This is a genomic window from Insolitispirillum peregrinum, from assembly GCF_900156605.1.
GTDB lineage: Bacteria > Pseudomonadota > Alphaproteobacteria > Rhodospirillales > Rhodospirillaceae > Insolitispirillum > Insolitispirillum peregrinum.
Genome location: NZ_FTOA01000010.1, coordinates 64,821 through 87,719, shown reverse-complemented (window position 1 = coordinate 87,719; position 22,899 = coordinate 64,821). Strand labels below are relative to the sequence as shown.

Annotated in this window: 15 protein-coding genes; 4 read left to right on the top strand and 11 right to left on the bottom strand. The window is 60.8% G+C overall.

Annotated features, from left to right (window positions below):
* The 3 genes from BW995_RS18965 to BW995_RS18955 all read right to left on the bottom strand — a co-directional run.
* The coding region (locus tag BW995_RS18965) for an Hpt domain-containing protein (protein ID WP_175617129.1) at positions 1–1,121 on the bottom strand (1,121 nt) is incomplete at its 3' end.
* A 100-nt stretch (positions 1,122–1,221) separates the two neighbouring features.
* Positions 1,222–1,587 carry a response regulator gene (locus BW995_RS18960; protein WP_076402006.1) on the bottom strand — a complete coding sequence of 122 codons (366 nt, stop codon included), beginning with the start codon at positions 1,585–1,587 and terminating at the stop codon, positions 1,222–1,224.
* A gap of 775 nt (positions 1,588–2,362) precedes the next feature.
* On the bottom strand, positions 2,363–2,932 hold the full coding sequence (locus tag BW995_RS18955) for a gamma-glutamylcyclotransferase (RefSeq protein ID WP_076402005.1): 570 nt from the start codon (positions 2,930–2,932) through the stop codon (positions 2,363–2,365).
* Between the two features lie 108 nt (positions 2,933–3,040).
* Here BW995_RS18955 and BW995_RS18950 point away from each other — a divergent pair, with 108 nt between their 5' ends.
* Positions 3,041–4,012 (top strand): DUF4344 domain-containing metallopeptidase, encoded by a 972-nt coding sequence (locus tag BW995_RS18950; RefSeq protein ID WP_076402004.1) that lies wholly within the window; start codon positions 3,041–3,043, stop codon positions 4,010–4,012.
* 55 nt (positions 4,013–4,067) lie between these two features.
* Here the strand turns inward: BW995_RS18950 and BW995_RS18945 are convergent, their stop codons facing one another.
* From BW995_RS18945 to BW995_RS18930, 4 genes are all read right to left on the bottom strand, one after another.
* Positions 4,068–6,008, bottom strand: coding sequence for a PhoX family protein (locus tag BW995_RS18945; RefSeq protein WP_084194995.1), 1,941 nt, complete (start codon positions 6,006–6,008; stop codon positions 4,068–4,070).
* A 406-nt stretch (positions 6,009–6,414) separates the two neighbouring features.
* Complete coding sequence (locus tag BW995_RS18940; protein WP_076402002.1) at positions 6,415–7,257, bottom strand: universal stress protein; 843 nt, start codon at positions 7,255–7,257, stop codon at positions 6,415–6,417.
* A gap of 312 nt (positions 7,258–7,569) precedes the next feature.
* Positions 7,570–8,367 (bottom strand): response regulator transcription factor, encoded by a 798-nt coding sequence (locus BW995_RS21020; protein WP_076402001.1) that lies wholly within the window; start codon positions 8,365–8,367, stop codon positions 7,570–7,572.
* A 190-nt stretch (positions 8,368–8,557) separates the two neighbouring features.
* Entirely contained in the window at positions 8,558–10,972 is a 2,415-nt protein-coding gene (locus BW995_RS18930) for a sensor histidine kinase (protein ID WP_076402000.1), read from the bottom strand.
* 251 nt (positions 10,973–11,223) lie between these two features.
* On the opposite strand from BW995_RS18930, the gene BW995_RS18925 reads away from it, so the two are divergent.
* From BW995_RS18925 to BW995_RS18915, 3 genes are all read left to right on the top strand, one after another.
* Entirely contained in the window at positions 11,224–12,405 is a 1,182-nt protein-coding gene (locus BW995_RS18925) for an FIST signal transduction protein (RefSeq protein ID WP_076401999.1), read from the top strand.
* 70 nt (positions 12,406–12,475) lie between these two features.
* Positions 12,476–16,351, top strand: a complete 3,876-nt coding sequence (locus tag BW995_RS18920; RefSeq protein ID WP_076401998.1) for a PAS domain S-box protein — start codon at positions 12,476–12,478, stop codon at positions 16,349–16,351.
* Positions 16,348–17,457 (top strand): response regulator, encoded by a 1,110-nt coding sequence (locus BW995_RS18915; RefSeq protein WP_076401997.1) that lies wholly within the window; start codon positions 16,348–16,350, stop codon positions 17,455–17,457. The genes BW995_RS18920 and BW995_RS18915 overlap by 4 nt, the downstream gene beginning before the upstream one ends.
* A 296-nt stretch (positions 17,458–17,753) precedes the next feature.
* Here BW995_RS18915 and BW995_RS20890 read toward each other — a convergent pair whose 3' ends face one another.
* The 4 genes from BW995_RS20890 to BW995_RS18895 form a co-directional block, all read right to left on the bottom strand.
* Positions 17,754–19,340 carry a transporter substrate-binding domain-containing protein gene (locus BW995_RS20890; protein ID WP_076401996.1) on the bottom strand — a complete coding sequence of 529 codons (1,587 nt, stop codon included), beginning with the start codon at positions 19,338–19,340 and terminating at the stop codon, positions 17,754–17,756.
* A 43-nt stretch (positions 19,341–19,383) separates the two neighbouring features.
* Positions 19,384–20,793 carry a hypothetical protein gene (locus BW995_RS18905; protein WP_076401995.1) on the bottom strand — a complete coding sequence of 470 codons (1,410 nt, stop codon included), beginning with the start codon at positions 20,791–20,793 and terminating at the stop codon, positions 19,384–19,386.
* A gap of 15 nt (positions 20,794–20,808) precedes the next feature.
* Complete coding sequence (locus BW995_RS18900; RefSeq protein WP_217696146.1) at positions 20,809–21,414, bottom strand: hypothetical protein; 606 nt, start codon at positions 21,412–21,414, stop codon at positions 20,809–20,811.
* 62 nt (positions 21,415–21,476) lie between these two features.
* Positions 21,477–22,892, bottom strand: a complete 1,416-nt coding sequence (locus BW995_RS18895) for an FAD-dependent oxidoreductase (protein ID WP_076401994.1) — start codon at positions 22,890–22,892, stop codon at positions 21,477–21,479.
* Positions 22,893–22,899: the final 7 nt, after the last annotated feature.

Below are 22,899 nucleotides of genomic sequence, written 5' to 3'. Positions count from 1 at the left end.
TCGCGCAGATCGGCTGACAGCCGCTCGATGTCTTCGCTGATCGCCCGCAACAGGATGTCGTCACTGCCCGCCGCCAGCTGGCGCAGGCGGGCCTGTGCAATCACCAGTTCGCCGACCTGATCCATCAGGCTGTCCAGACGTTCCGCCTGCACCCGCACACTGCCATGGCCGCTGTCCGGCGCCGCCGGAGCCGAAGCAGGTGTCGCTGCCGGCTTGCGGGTTTCATGGTGCTGCTGCACCAGCGCCGACACCACCCGTTCGGGCGAGACCGCTCCGGCCTTGACCAGCATCTGGCCCAGCGGCCGCTGTTGCGCAACGGTTTCTTCAACCACCTCCCGCGGCACATCGCCACGGGCAATCAGGATTTCCCCCAGCAGAGGCGAGACGGTTTTGTCGTCCAGCGGCGTGATGGAGATCTCGCTGTCATCCATCACGAACAGGAACACATCCTCGATCGCCGTTTTCGGGTGCGCCGTTGACAGGAAAATGTCCCATTCCATGTAACAGCACAGTGGGTCCATGTGATCGAGTGTCGGAATACCATCGGGCAACGCCACCACGACGCACTCCCCCAGCGCCCGCAGGTCGTCCAGCAACACCAGTGGATTGGTCCCGAAGGCCATGGTTTGCGGGGCCAGACGGCAGCGGATGTGCCAGCGGCGTGGCTGACCATCGCCATCCGTCCCGTCGGCATTCGCCCCGTTGGTGGCAACAGCCGGTCTCTCTGGCGCACTGGTCGCCACCACGCCGCCCGCCATCAGCGACAGAAACGTCTGCGTCAGACGCTCGCCGCGTTCGACATCGTTGTTGTGTGCCAGCAGATCACGGATGTGATCTTCGGCTTCCAGCGTGGCCGCGATCAGTCTCGACGAGATGCTCTGCTGGCCATCGCGCACTTTCTGAAAAGCGCCTTCGACGTGATGGGTGAACTCGGCCACCGCATCAAAACCGAACATCGCCCCCGAGCCCTTGATGGTATGCAAGGCCCGGAACGCCCGGTTGATCAGTTCCGAATTCAGCGGGTCGTGCTCCAGATCAAGCAGAGCCGCTTCAAGATCGTCCAGAAGCTCGGCAGCTTCCTGCAGGAATGTCTCGGCAGGTGATGGCGTCGAAGCAACCATGGAACGCCCCTTTGTTACGGAAAACAAACGCGCCCTTCAGGAGGGATCAGGATGCACATCACAGAAAAACAACAGCAGACCCTGCCGTTCACCCAATGCGTTACCCTAAAAAGCGCTTTACCACTGCCAGCAGTTGATCCTGCTGGAATGGCTTGACAATCCAGCCCGTTGCACCGGAAGCCTTGGCTTCGGCCTTCTTGCTGTCTTCGGATTCCGTGGTCAGGAAAATGATCGGGACAAAGCGGCAGCTCGGCAGGGTGCGCACCTGCCTGATCAGGGCCAATCCGTCCATCCGCGGCATGTTCAGATCGGTCAGGATCAGGTCAACCGGCCCCTTGGCCAGCACATCCAGCGCATCCTGCCCGTCAACAGCGGTCCGCACGGTATACCCCGCCCCCTCAAGGGCAAAGCTCACCATCTGCCGCATGCTGGCGGAATCGTCAACGCTCAGAACAACTTTCGACATTGGTCACTGACCTCCAATCAAATCAACCTTCTCCGCGTGCCGATGGACGCGCCAATCCGGGCAGAGAGCAGACGCCGCAGGAACGAGGTGCCCGTTTCGTCAACAGGCGCACAGTCGGGCAAGACTGTCTGTCCATCAGCTCTGGCTTACTCTGCGTCTACAGGTATTTGCCAACGTTCAAAGATCAAACGTATTGCGCCACCACTGCGATTGATTTCCACCATTGCGATACCATGGTCTCCTGTATCGCTGCTGTTATAGGCTCTTAAACGAAACACGATATGTTCGCAATAAATTTTCACGGTCAAATCAATTTAACCAATAACGATCACAATGATCGTTATTTGCGCCCTGAGATATACCATATACACGGAATATTCATTTTTCAAATATGACTAATATAAGACCGTAAAACACTTTTTCACCATCAAATCAGCCCATTAATATACTTTTTTAACAATAAATATACCACATTCACTTGCATAAATCAGTCGACGCAAATGTAAATCACAAGCAGGATCGTCGCCATTAATCTATAAGTATATTGATGAATCTCAAACAATGGAGAGAGAATCCGGTTCCAGACCAGTGTGCGTTACATGGGATGCAGGCATCACTGGTCCAACATTTTAATTTATCGTAGTGATTTTGCGCAAAACCGGTTCCCGCTTTTGCGCTCACTGCTCTCCTCTGGAGCAATGAGCACCAGCCCGATCAGGAAAGCGCGCGGCCTGCCCGTTGGCGTCACTGGGAAAAAAGGCTGCAACCCCCGGCCTCAAATCCCCATCCCGGCATCCAGTTCGCCGGTCTGACGTTCGACCTCTTTCAACAGCTCGTGCAGCGGCGCATCGCGAAAACCGTGCTGCACAAGCTGACGAACGGTGTTGATCAGATAATCGCGGTTCAGCCCGGCGTGGCCGCAGGCTTCCATGATGATGGATGCCGCCTGCGGGGTCGGCAGTTCGCCCGCATAGGAGCGGTGGGCCGGGTCAGCCACCACCACGAACGACTCACGGGTGCGGCCATCGCGCAAACGGACCGGCAAGTAAGCCTCGCGGTAGGCATAGGCCAGCAATTCCCGCTCGCGCAGATACTCCAGCACCTCGGGCCAGCGGGCGGCGGCGACCCGAAAGGCCACCCCGGTACAACTGCCCCCCGGACTGAGACCCAACACCAGCCCCGGACGGCTTTTGGTGCCGCGATAATGGTGGGAGTAGATACAAAAGCTGCGGTGATAGCCGTCGATTTCGGCGGCTATGGCTTCCTGGTGCTCAAAGCCGGGATTCCACATCAGGGATCCATAGCCAAAAACCCAGTATTCGGGGAAAGACAGCGGAACAGTCATGATGCTGCACAGTGGCAGAAAAGTCCCCGTCTTGCCAAGGGGTGTGTCTTGCCAAGAAGCGAGGGCTTCGTCATAACTGAGCATATCGCCGCCAAGGAGTGCATCACCATGCGCCGCCCGCTTGTTAACCTCGCTTCTGCCCTGCTGATGGCCCCGTTTCTTGTCGCGCCATCCGCCCCGGCTGTGGCCCTGACCTCTGACCAGCAGCAGGAAGCCATCAACTTCACCGCTGCCAATGCCGCGTTCTTTGCCTACCACGAAGCGGCCCATGCCCTGATTGCCACCCTCAACCTGCCGGTGATCGGGCGCGAGGAAGACGCCGCCGACATGCTGGCAGCCTCGATCATGATCCCGGCCGAAGGTGGTGATGATACCCGCGACCAAAAGATCATGGACGCCATTGACGGCTTTGCCCTGGTCGATGGGCTGGCAGGGGAAAGCCCCGGCGAAGAAGACTACATGGACGAGCATGGCCTTGATGCCCAGCGGTATTACCAGCTGGCCTGCCTGCTGTATGGCTCGGACCCGGATGGCTTTGCCGAGTATGCCGAGGCAATCGGTCTGACCGAAGACCGCCTGAGCAGTTGCCCCGACGAATACAAACGGGCCACCCAGTCATGGCAACGCCTGCTGGCCCCCTATCAGCCCAAGGGCGGCGCATCGAACGCCTTTAATCTGGCGTGGGACCCGCAGGTGCGCGGCCAGCGCTGGACACAGGCGGTCAAGCAGGCGCGGGCACTGGATCAGGTGGTCGCCGACCTCAACAGCCGGGTGTTTCTGCCCAAACCGATCACCATGACCGTGACCGCCTGCGGCGACGAGGTGAATGCCTGGTGGGACCCGGAAAGCCAGAGCATCACCATCTGCGCCGAACTGATCGAGTTGTTCGGCAATGCGGTCGAAGAAGACATTCTCGCTCAGGGCGATGATGCCAACGACAGCCGCGATGATACCAGCGGCAGCACCGGCAAGATGGGGAGCAAGGGCGGAGCTGCCCCCAGCGGGGGTACCGGAAAGAAGATCGGCGGCAAATCCGCCTCCGACCCGGACGGTGTGACGTTTACCGTCGAAAAGAAATGACAAAAAGCAGGGCCGGATCACTCCGGCCCTGCTTGTATCAGGCCTGCGTCAAAGGTTAGCCACCAATTTCGCCGCCGTCCTTTTTGGTGATCGCCACCACGCTGGGCAGCGGCGGCATGTCGGCCTTGAAGCGCGGGAAGCGGGTTGACGGCTTGTCATAGGTCGAGCCTTCGCCCGGATGCTGCACCGACACGAACAGCGTCTTGCCATCGGGGGTGAATTCCGGCCCGCACATTTCGGCATCACGCGGCACGGCGTAGAAGAATTTGGTCAGCGCCCGCTGGGCCCCATCGACCTGCGTCGCATAGATACCATCGGGAACCCCGCGCTTGGCCTGATCCCCGCCCTGATCGGTGGCAATCCACAGGCGACCGTGGTTGTCAAAGGTGCAGTTGTCCGGAGCCGCCAGCCAGCCGTTCGAGGTCACATCCGGGTGGTACCTGGCGCCGACATCGGGCTTGGACGGATCACCGGCCAGCAGCAGGATATCCCACTGATAGGTATCGGCGGTATGGTTGGCGGCCTTGCCTTCGCCACCCGGCGCGGTCAGTTCCAGAATGTGACCATAGGCATTGTTGGCGCGCGGGTTGGCGGCATCAACCTGTTCCGGCTTGCGCTTGGTGTTGTTGGTCAGCATCACATAAACGCGGCCATTGACCGGATTGGTTTCCACGTCTTCCGGGCGGTCCATCGGGGTGGCCCCCAGCAGTTCCGAGGCCCGGCGGGCTTCGATCACCACGTCGGCCTGGCTGGCAAAGCCGTTTTCCGCCGTCAGCTTGCCCTTGCCATGGATCAGCGGCAGCCAGCTCACCGTGCCGTTGGCATCAAAGCGGGCCACCGACAACGTACCTTCGTCCAGCAGGCCCATGTTGGCCTTGCGGTCGTTGGGCACAAACTTGCCCTTGGTGACGAACCGATAAAGGTATTCAAAGCGTTCATCGTCACCGGTGTAGACCGTCACCCGCCCGTCCGGGTTGACCACACAGGTCCCGGCCTCGTGCTTGAAACGGCCCAGCGCCGTACGCTTTTTCGGGGTCGAGGACGGATCATAGGGATCAATTTCAACCAGCCAGCCAAAGCGGTTCGGCTCGTTCGGTTCCTTGCTGACATCCATCCGCTCAAAGAACCGGCCCCAGCCATATTCCGGCTTGTTCTCGATGCCCATCCGCTTGTGATTGCGGGCTTCGGGAGTGCCTTCCGGGTTGCCGGCGAAGTACTGGTGGATGTTTTCTTCCGCCGTCAGGATGGTGCCCCACGGGGTTTTCCCGCCCGCACAGTTGTTCAGGGTGCCGACGATCTTGCGGCCCGACGGATCGGCCTTGGTCTTCAGGCGGGCATGACCTGCTGCCGGACCGGTGGCTTCGCAGACGGTGGACAGGAAGGAAATGCGCCGGTTATAGCGGCTGTCAGCCACCACCGCCCAACCATCCTTACCCTTTTTGACTTCGACGATGGTGTGACCATGGGCGGCCATTTCGACCTTCGCCTGATCTTCGCTGATCAGGTCCTTGGCGCTTTCGCCCTTCAGGCCGCTGAACATCAATTCGGTGTTGGTGTATTCGTGGTTGACGCACAGCAGCCCATGGTCCGACGCCTGCGAACCGACCGGCAGCGGCATGAAGCCGATGAAGTCGTTGTTGTAGCCAAACCGGCGTTCCTGCTCGGCCGGGGTCAGCAGCAGCGGATCAAAGGCATCCATCCCGCCGTGCAGGGCATCGCCCCACGACACCACCACCTGAGCCTTGTAGCCTGCAGCCACCTGCTGGTCTTCGGTAATCGACTTGGCCAGTTCCTGAAAGCTGAGCGCCGGAGCCGAGGTTTCGGCCTTGGCAGCAGCGGCAAAGGCTTCGCCCGGCAGCAGGGCATAGCGCGAGACGCCCCCGGCCAGCGCCGCAGAGCCAGCGGCAACGAACATGCCCTTCAGGGCAGCGCGGCGGCTGAGGCGAGAGGCGGCAACCTCTTCAAACGACGGCGAGGACAGCTGACGGTCTTCCATAGTCATTTTTATCCTGTTCCAGAGCTAAATATTGCCCCTGTTGTACTCTGGATTACCAAGTGGACAGGATGAAGTTTGAATGACCCTTCGATGATGGAACGATGAAACTATTCTGGTTTATACAAAAAAACATCCCCCACCGGTCTCCCGGCAGGGGATGAAAACCACGGGAAAAGCAAATCCCGAGCAGATGACGTCATCTGCGACGACGCATTTGCGAACTGCACAAACCCAAATCCCGAGCAGATGACGTCATCTGCGACGACGTATTTGCGAACTGCACAAACCCAAATCCCGAGCAGATGAATTCATCTGCGACGACGTATTTGCGAACTGCACAAACCCAAATCCCGAGCAGATGAATTCATCTGCGACGACGTATTTGCGAATGCCGAGACATCCCGCCTTAATGGCTCATCAGCACCGGAACGGTCATGTGGCGCAGCACATGGCGGGTGGCCCCGCCCAGCACCAGCTCGCGCAGACGCGACCGGCCATAGGCCCCCATCACCAGCAGGTCAACGCCTTCGTCAGTGATCCGGGACAGCAGGGTGTCACCAACCTGCATGTCGTGGGCTTCGATGCTCTGGGCGTCGGCCTTCACACCATGGCGGGCCAGGCTGAGGCAAATGTCCGCCGACGGAATTTCGCCATGGCCGTTGCGGCCCGTGCCACCATGCGGATTGACGGCGACCACATTGACCCGATCGGCCTTTTGCAGAAACGGCAGGGCGTCACTGACCGCACGGGTCGCCTCACGGGTGGCATTCCATGCCACCATCACCGTTTTACCCACCGAGGCAAAGGTTCCGCAATAAGGCACCACCAGCACCGGACGACCGGCATCCAGCACCAGATGATCGACCAACTGGTCCTGACCATCGGCCATTTCCCCGTCGGGATCAAACTGGCTGACCACCACCAGATCGGCATACTTGGCGTGCAGGGAGGTCTGTTCCAGCAGCTGGCCGTCAACCGCACGCCATTCATAGCGCACCCCGGCAGCCGCCGCCTTGCTTTCAAACAGCTTCTGCGCGGTCTCTGCGGCCTCGATCGACCACTTGCGCTGGGCTTCGGCCACTTCCGGCCCCAATTGCCCCATCACGAACTGCGGCACATACGGCGTGGTCCGTACGCACAGCCCGGTCAGATGGGCGTCATGGCTCTGCGCCAGTTGCAGTGCGATGTCCAGGCGCTGTTCGACACCGGCTGTGGTGTCCATGACAACCATGATAGTCTTGAGAGACATGACTTTTTCTCCTGAATGCCAACAGGGTGCGGTCTTCTTCACCTGACGGCAAAGCATGGCACCAGTCCGTGAAGGACAGACACGGAACCACCCGCCACCCCGGACGCATCATAGACAGTCGCGCACCGCGCGACCACCCCCCGTAGACGCTGCACCGCAGCACCAGTGCAAGAGGTACAGCCCTTTTCCCGATGCGACATTGCAATGCTAACACCATTATATTTCAGACCGTTATGCGTCTTTCACGCCCCAGAAGGCACAAAGATGCACAAGCAGCCCCCCCTGAAAAGAGGATCGCAACCCGCCAGGGCCCTATTCCTGCACGGTGACCGGGGCCACAAACACATAGCCCACCGTCCGCGCCGCCTTGACTGGCAGCGGCAGGCCGGTTTCTTCGCGGACCTTGCGGCGCAGGCGGGTCAGGATGGCATCAATGCTGCGGTCCTCCTGCTCGCCGGGAGCCTTGCCCAGAGCTTCGGAAATCTGGTCGCGCGAGACGGAATGGCCTGCATCGGCCACCAGAACGCGCAGCACGCGGAATTCGGCATTGGTCAGGGACACCTGCGCCCCTTGCGGCGTGAACAGCGACCACGACGAGACCTCGAAAACCCATGGGCTTCCCGCCAGCGTCACCGGTGACGGCTTGAAGGACGACCGGACGGGAGACGGTACCGGGGGCGCCACCGCCGCAAAGGCCGGCAGGGACGCCGCAGGCAACGGCGTCACCGGCACAGCGGCATCGCTGATGTTCAATCGCCGAGACAGGCTTTCAATCACTGCCAGCAATTCACGCAACTGGACCGGTTTGACCAGATAGCTGTCAGCCCCCGAGGTCAGGCCGGTCACCCGGTCATCGACCTGATTGCGGGCGGTCAGCATGATGATCCCAACCGTCGGGCACAGGCTGCGCAGACGGCGAGCGACGGTAAAGCCATCACAGTCGGGCAGGTTCACGTCCAGCACCACCACCGCCGAGGTCCAGTCAACCTGCAAGGCGAACAATTCCTGTCCCGACGCGGCACCACAGGCATCCAGTCCGATCAGCGTCAGATAGCGGCAGACAGAATCACGCAGATCAGCATCATCCTCGACCACCACAATGCGAGCCATGTTTCCCCCTGCCTGCTCCACCACCAGACTCTATCCCGCCGTCACACAGTTGCCTGATGATCGGCAGGAAAAGCGGAAGCCTGGCTGATTATCTCCAAACCGGACTGCACTATATCAGCGAAATCAAGAAAACCACCAGAGCATTTTCCGGTGGATGCAAGGGGTTCTCCCCAGAAAAAAGTAATGAAAATCACGGAGTTCCCAAAGGCAGTTCCACCCGGAACACCGTTCCCCAGCCTGTGGGCCCCGGGACACAGGCAATTGTTCCGCCATGATGCATTACGATGCGGCGGACCACATACAATCCCAGTCCGGCCCCGCCCACCCGGCCAACCGACGGCGAGCGGAAAAACTTGTCGAAGATCTGTTCGCGCTCTTCAACCGCAATCCCCTTGCCCAGATCGCAAACCTCAAGGACCACCCGCTGGCTGCCGACCGACATCCGCACGTCAATCGGCAACTCGGCAGGCGAATACTTCAGCGCATTGTCGACCAGATTTGACACCACCACCCGCAACAGGGTCGCATCCCCCCGCAGCAAGGCAGCCTCGGGCAAATGCAGCCGCATCCGTTCAGCGTCAACCAGAATGGCGAACTCCTCGCACACATCCTGCACCAGCCAGACCAGATCCAGCGTTTCCAGACGCAGGCTCATCGAGGTACTTTCCAGCCAGTCATCGGCCAGACAGGTTTCGATCAGGTCGGTCATCCGGGCCACCGCCCTCTGCACCTTGGCCAGTTCGCCCTGACAGTCGGCTGCTTGCGGTGGCAAGGTCAGCCCCAGAACCTGCGTGGCCGTTTCCACAATCGCCAGCGGCACCCGGAATTCATGCGAGACCATTGCCAGAAAATTCCGCTGCTCACGGCGGGCCCGGCGTTCGGTTTCAAGGGCATGTTCGGCCTGCTCTCTGGCCCCGAGCAGGCTGTGTTCCAGCTCTTTACGCTGAGAGATGTCATTGAGACAAAACAGAACCGCCGTCAGCCCGCCATAGCGCAGGAACACCGCCGACACCATCAGCCAGCGATCCCCCCCGGCCTTGCGGACCAACTGGATTTCACGGTCAAAAAACGGCAACTGACCAATCATTTCCTGCTGCAAGGTTGCGGCAATCTCGGGATGATCGCAGAATATCTGCAATGACAGTTCACCGGAAAAGACCTGCTCTGCCGGACCATTGATGAACAAGGGCCGCGCCGTGCGGTGTTCCATCACCATCATCGGAAACGAGGCCGCATCCAGCACGGCCCGCACCTGCCGTTCACTGTCCCGCAAGCGGTCTTCGATCTGGCGGCGTTCCTGGATTTCACTGGCCAGAGCACGGGTGCGTTGAGCGATACGCTCTTCCAGATCCCGCTCGGACCGCTGGGATTCCTCCAGCAACCGGCGTTGTGCCGACAGCCGTTCCCGCTCGGTCTGGCGCGCCTGCTGGATCAGGCCGAACCCGACCACCATCGCATGGCACAGGGTCACGAAATGAGCCGAATAGGGTAAAACCGTATCTGGTGGCAACAGACCAACATTGCGCATGAGGATCGGAACGGCGGCAACCAGACTGATCGCAAAAGCCACCAGAAAAATGATTGCCCCCAGTTCACCACGCGCCACCACCAGCCACACGGCCAGGGCGCTCACCAAAAAGATCAGCAGCACCAGCAGGAGATTCAGCGCAGGTGTGGTGATGTGATTTCCCCACAAGGTTCCCACCACCCCCATGACAAAGCCCAGCACGGCCAGCCCCCAGCATACCTTGCCAAGACGAGGGCAATGCACCGGCAGTCGCAACAGGTAATTCACCAACATGATGTTGGTGGTCAGTTGCATTCCGTTGAAAAAAGGCACGACGAAAATCGGCCATGTCATGTCTGAAAAGACATACAACGATAAGATGCCAGACGTATAAAGATTAATATAAAATGTTGTAAAGAACTGAGAAAAGAAAGAAAAATTTGCACGATTCCGAACATTGAAAAAATTCAAAACAGAAAATAATAGAACGTAAAGAGAAAGACTAGAGAAGGCTGCAATGATAAATATATCGCGCCGCTCGAATACCGAAAATTCTTCTTTTTGCCATAGAGTTCCATCAATCGCGATCGTTCCCTTACTGTGAACCTCAACGAAAAATGTCTTTTGTTCTCCCGGGTCCAAATGTATCCGAAAGGCTGGTCCCCGAACGATCAAATCCCGCTGCTCCACCGGAATCATTTCCCCTTGCCGCGAAATCTGAAAGGTCCCGTCGCCCCGAGGCGCATACAGCGTCACATAATTCAGGAACGGCAATCCCATCGCCAAAATCCAGTCCGGCTGCCGACTTTCGGACTGGACGGTAAAGCGCAGCCAGATGTGCGAGGTGCGATACCCGCCGGCATATCCTGTAGCCAGATCGGTAAAGCCCCCTTTTTGAGAGATTTTTTGCACATCATCGATCGTTGCGGTAGTGGTTTTGTCTTCGTAAACGGACAGGCCTCCGTTCAGGGACAGCGATGGCAGGTCATCGCGCAAGACCAGTGTCCCGGCCCAGACCGGTCCTGTCACCACCACAAGCAGGATTGGGAGAAAGGCTCCCAACAAGGCCTTCAGAAACAGGAAGCCGTTTTTCTGCATATCCCGGTGAAACCCCTTCGCCGCCGTCATCATCTTTATCGGGCTTCCCCCCCCCCCAGTTGCCCGCACCGCCACGGGGTGCGGACACAGGCATGGTCTGTTCAGTAAAAATCGACACTGGTTTACCGGACCATATCCCAAGGCACATATCCCTCCTAGGAACCATATGCCTCCCTCCACAGAAAGGGCATTATACAACAACTTGCACACACCTGCTTTCCTCCTGATGATCCGATGAGAGGCGCCATTCCATGCAGCTTGCCCAAGCCCTCGTGTCCACCCCGGACGATCTGCCCCAGGCTGTCGCCCCGCTCCTTGCGCTTGATCCTGATCTGGTGCTGGTGTTCGGGAGCCCTGAAATCGTCTGTCAGGAGGGGTTCCATGACCGTCTGAGTGCCGCCTTGCCGCGCGAAAGCCTGATCGGGTGCAGCACCGCCGGTGAAATCGCCTGCGATGATGTGCATGAGCAAAGCTGCGTCCTGACCGCCGTCCGCTTTGAGCAGACCCCGATCCACATCCAGACCTTGCCGTTTCCAGCCGATGGCGATGCCACCGCTGCCGGTCACCATCTGGGGCAAGCCCTGCTCGCCGCCCGCCCCGAAAACCTGCGTAGTGTCCTGCTGTTTGCCCGGGGCACCAACATCAACGGCAGCGCGCTGATTGACGGCCTGCAAGCCACCATTGGGGACCATGTGGTGATTGCCGGTGGTCTGGCCGGGGATGATGGCGCATTCCGGCATACGGTCACCATTTCCCCCGCTGGCATTTCCGACCAGACAATCGTTGCGGCAGGGCTTTACGGCGATGCGGTTGTTTTGCGCAATGGCTCGGCCGGTGGCTGGCATCCTTTTGGCCCCACCCGCCGCGTGACCCGTTCGCAAGGGAACATCCTTTATACGCTGGACGATGAACCGGCCCTGGACCTGTACAAGCGGTATCTGGGCGACTATGCCAGCGGCCTGCCTGCATCGGGGCTGTTGTTTCCCTTTGAAATGCTGAATGAAACCGCCGAATCCGTCGGCCTGATCCGGACCCTGCTGGGGGTCAACGAGGCAGACAAAAGCCTGACCTTTGCCGGGGACATCCGGGAAGGCGGCTTTGTGCGCATGATGCACTCCAGCACCGACCAACTGATTCTGGGAGCCGAGCAAGCCGCCGATCTGTGCCTGGGTTCGGATCAGTCGGCAGCTCCGGCCTCTCCGGCGCTGGCGCTTCTGGTCAGTTGCGTCGGGCGCAAGCTGGTGATGGGCGACCGGCTGGTCGAAGAAGTTGACAGCGTGCAGGAAAGGCTTGCCAGCGAGCTGCACATTCCCGTAACCATCAGCGGGTTTTACTCCTATGGCGAGATCAATCCTCATGGAAAACTGCAAACATGCCAGTTGCACAACCAGACCATGACAATTGCCGTTATTCAGGAGTATGCTAAACCGTAGCCTCCAGACCGTCGCCTGTTCTCAGCCGTTCCCCGCACACTCCACAGAGATATCAGGGTTTTAAACCTTCATGCATCGGGTCTTACGCAACCAGTTCAAACGGACCGCTGGCCTGGCCAGCGAGCAGGATATCGCGCTCGCGCTGCAAGAGGCCAAGGCTCTGGCAGGCACCGAAGGTCTGAGCCCGCAAACAGCCTCGCTGCTGAATGGACTGGAAGGGCTGCTGGCGCGCGTGTCAGGGTCGTATGAGCAGAACGACCGCGACATGGAACTGCGCAACCGCAGCCTGATGCTGAGTTCCGAAGAGCTGCAAACCGCCAATGAACGCCTGAGAGCCGAAGCCGAGGGACAAAAACAGGCCTTGCGGGCCCTGAGGGAAACCGCCGATGGCCTGCTGGGCAGTCTGGGGGGCATGGACCCGGACAACGGCAGCGATGCCCTGCCGATCCCCAACACGGGCGAAGACAGCATCACCGCCCTGACCAGCACCATCCTGTGCCTGATCGACCAGCGCGCCAGCGCCCTGAAAGCGCTGGAACAGCAAAAGTTCGCCATCGACCAGCACGCCATCGTCAGCATCACCGATACCCACGGCCTGATCATTTACGCCAATGACCTGTTCTGTCAGATCAGCGGCTATTCACAAGACGAGCTGATTGGTCGCAACCACCGGATTGTCAATTCCGGCCTGCATGAACACGCCATCTTTGAAGAAATGTGGCAGACCATCAGCCGGGGCCAGGTCTGGCACGGCGAGCTGTGCAACCGGGCCAAAAACGGCACGCTGTACTGGGTTTCGGCCACCATCGTCCCGATGATGGGGGATGATGGCATGCCTGAACGCTATATCGCCATCCGGACCGACATCAGCCAGCAAAAACAGATGGAAGAGGATTTGCGCACCAGCCGCAAATTCCTGCAGAACATCACCGATTCCATGGGCGAAGGGGTGTTCTGCCTCGATTCCCGAGGCCACTGCACCTTCATCAACCCCGAAGCCGGTCGCCTGCTGGGCTGGTCTCTGGAGGAATTGCAGGGGCAGCCGATCCACAACATCATTCACTACAAAAATGCCAGGGGCGAAGATATTCCGCTGGGGCAATGCCCGACCCTGATGCATCTGGCGATGGGGCAACCCTATCGCAGCGAAGACGAACATTACATTCGCCGGGATGGCACCATGTTCCCGGTTGCGCTGGCCACCGTTCCGACATGGGACAATGGCCGCCTGTCCGGGTCGGTCACGGTGTTCCAGGACATCACCGAGCGCAAGCGCATCCAGAGTGCGCTGGCCGAAAGCGAGGACCGCCTGAAAGTCGCCCTCGAAGCGGCCAACATCGGTCTGTGGGACTGGAACCCACAGACCGATGTTGCCTATTTCGGCCCGAAATGGCTCGGCATGCTGGGCTATGCCGTCGGGGAACTGCCCGGTGTCGGCCAGACCTGGCTAACCTTGCTGCACCCTGATGACAAACCCGCCGTCATCGCCGCCCTTGATGCCCACCTGTCCGGCCAGATGGCGCATTACGAAGTCGAATTCCGCATGCAACACAAGGACGGCTCATGGATCTGGGTTCTGTCCTCGGGCAAGGTGATGCGGCGGGATGAACATGGGCAGGCGGTGCGCATCACCGGCATCCACAAGAACATCACCGACCGCAAGCACGTCGAGGAAGAGCTGGAGCGGGCCAAGGAAGAGGCCGACCGCGCCAACCAGTTCAAAAGCGCCTTCCTTGCCAACATGAGCCATGAAATCCGCACCCCGATGAATGCGGTGATCGGCCTCAGCCATCTGGCGCTGCAAACCGAGCTGTCCAGCCGCCAGCGGGACTATCTGGAAAAAATCCATAACGCCTCCAAGAACCTGCTCGGAATTCTGAATGACATCCTCGACTTTTCCAAGATCGAGGCTGGCAAGATGGATCTGGAAAAGATTCCCTTCCGCCTGAGCGATGTTCTCGACAACCTTGTGACCGTAACGCTGCCAAAAGTACGGGAAAAGTCGCTCAGTCTGGATATTGATCAGGCACCGGATGTTCCCGACACCCTGCTGGGCGACCCGCTGCGGCTGGGGCAGGTGCTGGTCAATCTGGTCAGCAACGCGGTGAAGTTCACCGAACACGGCCAGATCGTGATCAGCATTGCCGTCGAAAAGACACTCCGACAGGACAAGGATGGTCCGGCCGCCCTGAAGCTGAACTTCCGGGTCCGCGACAGCGGCATCGGGATGACCGAAGACCAGATCAAGGGCCTGTTCAAGGCCTTTACCCAGGCTGACAGTTCGACCACCCGCCGCTTTGGGGGGACCGGGCTGGGACTGGCCATTTCCCGCCAGTTTGTCGAGCTGATGGGTGGTGACATTTCGGCCAGCAGCGCGCCGGGGCGCGGCAGCACCTTCACGTTCTCGATCACCGCCGAACTGGCCGCAGACTCCAGCCGTGACGGTTCGATCCCCACCGACATCAGGGGCATGAACGTGCTGGTGGTGGATGACAATCCGACCGCCCGCGTCATTCTGTCCAATACCTTGCGGCAATATGGCTTTGTGGTTGACGTGGTGGTCAATGGCGAAGACGCCATTGCCGCCGTGGACCGCAAGCGCAACGGTTATGGCTTCATGGTCATTGACTGGCGTCTGCCCGACATTGACGGTGCCGAGGTCTGTCGGCGTCTGCGGCTGATGGGCCATACCCGGATGCCGGTTCTGGCGGTGACCGCCTATGGAGCAGAACAGGCACAAGAGAGCTTTGCCGCCGTTGGCCCGGCGGTCGAGCTGCTGGAAAAGCCGATCACCTCCACCCGCCTGATGGATGCCGTCCTGTCGGCTCTGGGACGCCGCCCGCGCAGCGGAGACGGCAGCCAGACCACCCGCGATGTGGACGCCATTCAGGGGCTGCTGGGTGCCGAAGTCCTGCTGGTCGAAGACAATCCGATCAACCAGCAGGTCGCCCGCGAACTGCTGGAAGGCGTCGGCATCGCCGTCACCGTCTGCGGACGGGCCCGGCTGGGCATTGAGGCCCTGCGCAGCAATACCTTTGATCTGGTGCTGATGGATATCCAGATGCCGGAAATGGACGGCTATCAGGCCACGGCCATCATCCGCAACACCCTGCACTTGATGGACCTGCCGGTGATTGCCATGACCGCCCACACCATGGCCGGGGACCGTGAAAAGTGTCTGGACGCCGGGATGAATGACCATGTCGGCAAGCCGATTGACCCCGACGCCCTGTTCCGGGTGCTGGTCCGCTGGATCAAACCCCGCGACCGGTCGCAACAGCCTCCGCATGCCCTGCCCCGCGCCCACGGCGGTGACATGACCCTGCCCGACCACCTGGACGGTTTTGACCTGAAAGCCGCGCTGCGTTCGGTCAATGGCAACGCCCACCTGCTGCGGCGTTTGCTGGTTGATTTTGCCACCGGGCACGGCACCGAAGCCCTGATCCTGCGCCCGGCGATCCGGGAGGGCCGCCTCTCCGAAGCCACCCGGATCGCCCACACCCTGAAAGGAACCGCCGCCACCATCGGCGCAATGGAAGTGTCGCGCACAGCCGCCATTCTGGAAAAGATGCTGATGCAGGGCGAAGGCAATCTGGATCAGGCAATTGACGATCTGGCGGTGGCGTTGGGGCAGGTGATCCGCTCGGTGGCCTCGATGGACCCGTTACCACGCCATCGCAGCGAAAAAACCGCCGCTCCGCCAACCCCGGTCAAGGTCGAGGACGTCCGCCCGGTTCTTGACCGCCTGCGTGACGAACTGACCGGGGCAGACCCTTCAGCCGAGGAAACGGCTGAACTCCTGCTCCAGCATCTGGGCACGTCGGACCTGGTTCCGCTGGCAGAAAAAGCCTTGTCTGCTACCCGTAATTTCGACTTCGATGACGCCCTCGCCAGCCTGGACTCTCTGGCGCAGGCTCTCGACACTGTGTGTGAGGCCACTCCATGACCCAGTCGCGAATTCTGATTGTTGATGACGAGCCCCTCAACATCAAGATTCTGGTTGATCTCCTCCGGCACGACTACGGGTTGCTGGTCGCCAAGAATGGCGAGCAGGCTCTGGAGCGGATGGCCAACGATCCGCCGCCCGATCTGGTCCTGCTGGATGTGATGATGCCGGGCATGGATGGCTACGACGTCTGTCGCCAGATCAAGGCCGACCCGCGAACCGCCGATATCCCGGTGATCTTTTGCTCGGCAATGAGCGAAAGCGATGACGAGACCCGCGGCTTTGACGTTGGGGCCATTGACTATGTTACCAAACCGGTTTCGCCTCCGGTGGTCCTCGCCCGCATCCGCACCCACCTGTCCCTGCGCCACGCCCAACAAAAGCTGCGCGGTTATGCCGACAGTCTGGAAGCCACCGTCGAGCAACGGACCCGCGCCTTGCAACGCACGCAGGATGTCACCATCCGGGCGCTGGCCTCGCTGGCAGAAACCCGCGACAATGAAACCGGCAATCATATCCGGCGAACCCAGTACTACATCAAGGCGCTGGCCGAAGAACTGCGCACCCTGCCCCGCTTTGCCCCCCAGCTGAGCGATACGGTGATCACCCTGCTGTTCAAATCGGCCCCGCTGCACGACGTCGGCAAGGTCGGCATTCCCGACGCCATTCTGCTCAAGCCCGGTCGCCTGACCGAACACGAATTCGAGGTAATGAAAACCCACGCCGAACTGGGCCGCAAAGCGTTGCTGGCCGCGCTGGATGACGACGAGTTTCTCGACGAGGGCGACGAAAACAGCAATTTCCTGCGCTTTGCCTGCGATATCGCCGGGTCACACCATGAAAAGTGGGATGGTTCCGGCTATCCCGAGGGTCTGGCAGGCGAGGCCATCCCGTTGGCCGCCCGCCTGATGGCTGTTGCCGATGTCTATGACGCCCTGATCAGCCGCCGCGTCTACAAGCCACCATTCACCCATCAGGAAGCCATCGACATCATCCAGAAAGGGCGGGGCAACCATTTTGACCCCGATGTGATCGACGCCTTTCTTCGGATCGCGGAAGAGTTCAAGGACATTGCCACCCGCTTTGCCGACGATCACGCAGAGTAGGAAACGTCGCGGTACACGACAGTTAGGGAACCAGAACGTGGAGCGCTGCTCCACACCTCGCCGGGGCCAGTCGGCCCCAGACCCCATTAATTTGATATTGAAAGAAAAAATGGGGGTTCGGGGCCTCAGGCCCCGAGCAGGTTAGGGCGGCAGCCCTTGTTTTAAACTGTACTATACTGTGATCAGACACGGTGTTAGAGCATTGTGCGAAAAGTGGGAACCGGTTTTCGCAACAACAATGCGACAGAACAAAAGGTTAGAGCAGCGTGCCTGCGTCCGGTTTAACGCACGCTGCTCTAGGCCGGGGAAACACACCACCCGTCACAACAGGGCAACCACAGCTCAAAACGAACCACCACCGGGTCGGGGACAAACGCCACATCGCCGCCCAAAAGGCGGGCGATGTGGCGGGCGAGGTATAGCCCCAGCCCTGCCCCGGCCAGCTTCCGGGCCTCTGGCGCACGATAATAGCGTTGAAATACCAAAGACGGGTCAGGTGGCCCAGCCATGCCGGGGGCGTTTTCGATCACAAAACAGACCACATCGCCATGTCCCCGCTTTTCGATCCGTGCAATCAGGTCAACCGGACTGACCGGCGGAGAATATTTCAGGGCATTGGACAGCAGAATGTTCAGCACCCCCACCAACAGCGTTTGATCGGTGCGCAACAGACAATCGCCGTACAACGCCAACCGAACCCGTTCGCGCCCGCGACAAGCGGTGATCACCTCCTGCAACACCTCGCGCACGCTGCAATCAACCGGCTGAACCTCCAGCTTGCCCTGCTCCAGCTGCTCCACCTGCACGCAGTGACCCAGCAGGTTTTCCATATCCCCCAACGCATCATCAACATGGTCCCGCTGAGAGTCTGACAGCTTCGCTCCGCCCATCACCAGCCGCACCACCGAAATCGGGCGCTTCAGCTCGCGGGTCAGCATGGTCATGAATCGCTCCATTTCCTGCCGCTGACTGGTTTCCTGTGTCAGATGGGCCAGCGCCTGATCGCGGGCAATCCGCATCATCTTGACCCGTTGCAGCAGGATGACCAGCGCCATCAGCACACCCAGCCCGATCTGGGCCACCAGCCACCAGTCCACCGGCTGGGCAATGGTAATCGAGACATGCCGGTTCAGGATTTCCCGCCGCTCGGCAGGGGTTATGCTGGCGATGGCCTGATCAAGGGCTGGAATCAGCGCAACCGCAGCCGGATCAGCCGAACGAACACCAATGCGCAAGCGGTTCTCGTAACCCGGAATTTGTCCGGCCACTTTCAGGTTGAACCAGCCGTCTTTCTTGATGGTATAGACGGCGACGCTCATCGAACGCAGCGTTACATCCGCCTTGCCCTCTGATACCCATGCAAAGGCTTCGGCTTCACTGTTGACGATGCTGATCGCCACATTGGGGAAATCCCGCCGCACCCGTTCTTCGATCGCGGTTCCGCTGGGCAGGACCATGCGAACCGCCCCTTCATTGGCCAGATTGGCGATATACTCGTGGTCTTCGCGCGTGACCAGCACGTTGGGATCGACCAGCAACGGCTCGGTGAAGGTCAGCCATTCATCGCGAGACGGGCTTTTGTTCAGAAAGCTGAGCGCCTGACAGGAGCCATCACGGGCAGCGGCCAGACTGTCATCCCAGGTTCTGGTCGGGACCAGTGACAGCTCCACCCCGGCCCGCCCGGCCACCAGCCCCAGCAAATCGGCGGCAATCCCGTCATGTTGTTGCGCCGCCGTGATGATTTCATAAGGAGGCCAATCGGGATCAACGCAATAGCTCAGTCGTGCCGCCTGTGCCCCGTGTGGCAGCGCCAGCGCACACCCCAGGACAATCAGGTACAGCGTGCTCCGGGACCATCCAGCAGGCCCGCCTTTCCGTCCCATCGCTTACGCCTCCCCTTGCGCACATCCGGGTATGGCCCCGTCCTTACCGGGACACGCACTCCCGGGTTCCGTAGAGGTACAATGCTCCCTCGCCCCAGAATCGGCCAGCAAACGTCCGTTCGAATGTGGCCAGCCGATCCCCAAACCGCCCCGACCACGGCTGAGTGGATATCCGCAGCAGGCATCCGCTGGTCGTCCGCATCACCGACTCTGTATCATCACGGTAATAGGCATCGACCACGGTGACCATCGGTAATTCGTGCCGAAACAATTCCAGCGCCGTATTGCTGAACAGCGTCACTGACCGGGTTTCTCCTTGCCCCGGCCGGGCGAGGGCATCAATGGCCTGAACGGCGGTATGGACAGGCGGGAAACGCTCTGCCGGAGAATGCCGCACATCAAGGGTAAACCACGCCATGCTGGCCTGCAACGCCACCACGCTCCAGCCCATCCCCCGCGCCCAGCGGCGCGGCAACGAGGCCAGCATCAGGGCCAACAGCACCAGAACCGGCGCCAGATGGCGGGGATTGGCCGGGTTCTGAAAGGCCAGTGTCCACGCGGTGGCCGCCCCCCATGCTCCGGCCAGAATCAGCCAGCCCGCCGGGATGAGACGGCCCCGGCGGCAGAATACCTTGCCCAGAGACACCGCCAGCGCCGCCGCCACCCCCAGCATCACCAGCGCCCACAGCCGCCCGACAGGCAAGCTGCGCAAGGATTGGCTCCACGACGGGCGCACGGCGGTTTCGCTGACCATCGTCTGTCCCCACAGGAACAGATGTCCATAGAGAAAGCGCCAGCCCTCGGCGACATAGGGCCAGCCTTCCAGCAGGAACACCGTTCCGAACAGCGGCAGCAGAACGGCCATCATGCCGGTCAGGATCATCACCCGTGGGCGCCAGCGCACGCCACCCGCCTGCGGTGCCAGCCACAGGGCCAGCCCGAGCGCCACCACCACGAACACCCCGGCGGACGGACGACAGGCCAGCGCCATCCCCAGCGCCGCCCCTCCCCATCCCCACGCCCGCACCGAAGGCCGGGCGCACAGGCCGATGAACAGGACCAGAAAGAAAACGCCCAGACCGTCGGACAGCAACGACAGGCCCAGACAGGACAACAGCGGCAAGGTCAGCCCCAGCGCATAGGCCAGCAGGGGCCGCCCGCCCAGCCGGGCCACCGCCCACGCCATCGCCACCGGCAACAGCAAGGCGGTGCTCACCGTCACCAGCCACAAGGCCCGCACCGGGTCGGCGGTCGCCAGCAACACCAGCCGCCCCAACAGCATCAGGCCGGGATAGCCGGGAAAGTGCGGAGAGAACTCCAGCACGCTGAAGTGGGTCAGCCCGCGCGCAAAGAACAGCGCATCTTCGGATGGCAAGGCCACCGGATAGCGGATCATCCACCATCCCACGGCCAGATGGGCCAGCAGGGGCAGCAGAAAGACCCTGTTCAGCACCGGCGGCCGCACCCCTTACAGGCCCAGAGCCGCCTTGACCGACGCATAGGCCTGTTTGAAGGCCTCGGGATCGGCGGTCTTGGCTCCGACGCCAAACACACCGGGGTTGCCAATCGCCGCCAGCGCGGCGGTCAGGCCGTCTTCGGCGGCCTTGCGTTTGGCCGGGTCGATATCGCCGCTGAAGGCATCGAGAAAACGCCGGGCCTTGATCACCAGCACCTTGGCGGTCTGATAGTCTTTCATGTTCTGCTGGGCGCCATCCAGACGGCGGTCAATCTCGGCGGCAAAGGCGATCTTCAGCACCGCCCGGACAGCGGCCTCGTCCCTGGCCTGCACCGCGTCAGCCAGTTCCTTTTGCAGACCGGCATGGTGATGGTCTTCCAGATAGACCAGCTCGTCCTTCGCCCCGGCAAACGCCTGCGCTGCCGCATCCCAGTTCTTTTCGCCGATCGCCTTCAGGGCGGCTTCACGGGCGTCGATCAGCGGTTCCTTGCCAGCGGCGGCATAGGAATAGGCGCTTGCAGGTGTCACCGCCAGCGGCCCGACACCGTCGGCCCCCACCGCCAGCCCCCCGGCCAGCAGGCCTATCGCCACCAAGAACCCCTTACGGATCGTGCTCATGCCCAGCTCCTTCTGTGCCTGTCGTAACTGTGTGACCGTCGGCAAAGGTCAAACCATGCCTGTTATGCCACACTCTGCGTTTCAATCACCGTCCGCTCGTTGCGGTGGTCATAAACCTGCCGCCGCCAGCGGCTGCCCTCGGCGCCGACGACCAGCCCGCGCGCCGCCATCTGCCCCATTTCCATTGCGGTATCGGTAAACAGGTAGCGGAACGTGCCCTGTCGGCCACATTGCACCAGATTGTCGAACTGGTCCAAGTGAACAAACGCCTTTTCGCGCTCTTTCTGATAGCCGACGCTCATCAGCGGATAGGCGTAGGGGGCATAGGTGCTAAAGCACTCGCCCGTCGCCTTGCCGGTATCGACCCCCAGACGGCGCAAATCGGCCATCGCCAGCTCGAACAGCGCCTCGTCCTGCATTTTCCACAGCCTGTCGCCGGGATCGCAGGGGATTTCCAGCATGATCGAGGTCATGCCCTGCGGGGCCATGAACGGCGACCGCCGCCGCGGCTCCTGCAACCGGGTGGCCATCATGTCGGGGTCAGAGAGGTACTGCCACGTACAGTCCGAGACATTGTCCATCGCCATCGGCATGTTCAGGAAGCGCAGCCCGCGAAAGCGCAGCTTGCTCTTGCCGCCGGTCAGTTTGACCATGTCCGGCAGCGGCACCGATGAAATCACCGCATCACAGGCAATCTCGCCCGCCGTGGTCTTGACCGCCGAGATATGGCCCTTGCGATGGACCAGCCCGGTGACGCTGACGCCAGAGCGAATCTCGCCGCCATTGTCCGCCACGAACGCCGCCAGACGGTCAAAAATCATCCCGAAGCCGTATTTGGGATAGCGATAGCTGCGGGCATAGGTGCGCGGATTGTTGGCCGCACCGGGCAACAGGCGGCGCACCACGTCTTTCAGGTCCACCAGACTGATCCGCTGCTCGGCCCAGTCCGCTGACAACTGGCGCGGGTTCAGGCCCCACAGCTTGGCGGTATACCCTTCAAAAAAGGTCCGGTACAGGGTCGGACCAAAGCGGCTGCTGATCCAGCCGGCAAAATCGTCCGGCTCCTGACGGGGGCGGCGGAACGGCAGCAACAGCAAATCACGCACCGCCCCGGCCAGCATCGCCGTTGGCGCCGTGCGCACCAGATTGCCCAGCGCCAGCGGATAGGCATAGGTGCGCCCGCCCAGCCGGATGACACTTTTGCGCTCGGCGGTCAGCAGGTCGTCGCCCACCAGCTCTTCCACCAGTGCCAGCAAATCCGGGTTATGGGTGATGAAGCGGTGCCCGCCGTAGTCAAAGCGGTACTGCCCGGCTTGTCCTTCAAAGACCGTCGTGCCACCCAGTCCACCCGCCGACGGCGCCCGTTCGAGGACCGTCACCTTGACCTCGTGCCGCAACAGTTCCCACGCGGCGGTCAGGCCCGCAGGCCCGCCGCCGATCACCACCACATGGGCTGGCCGCCCTTGTTCTACGCCCATTGACCGC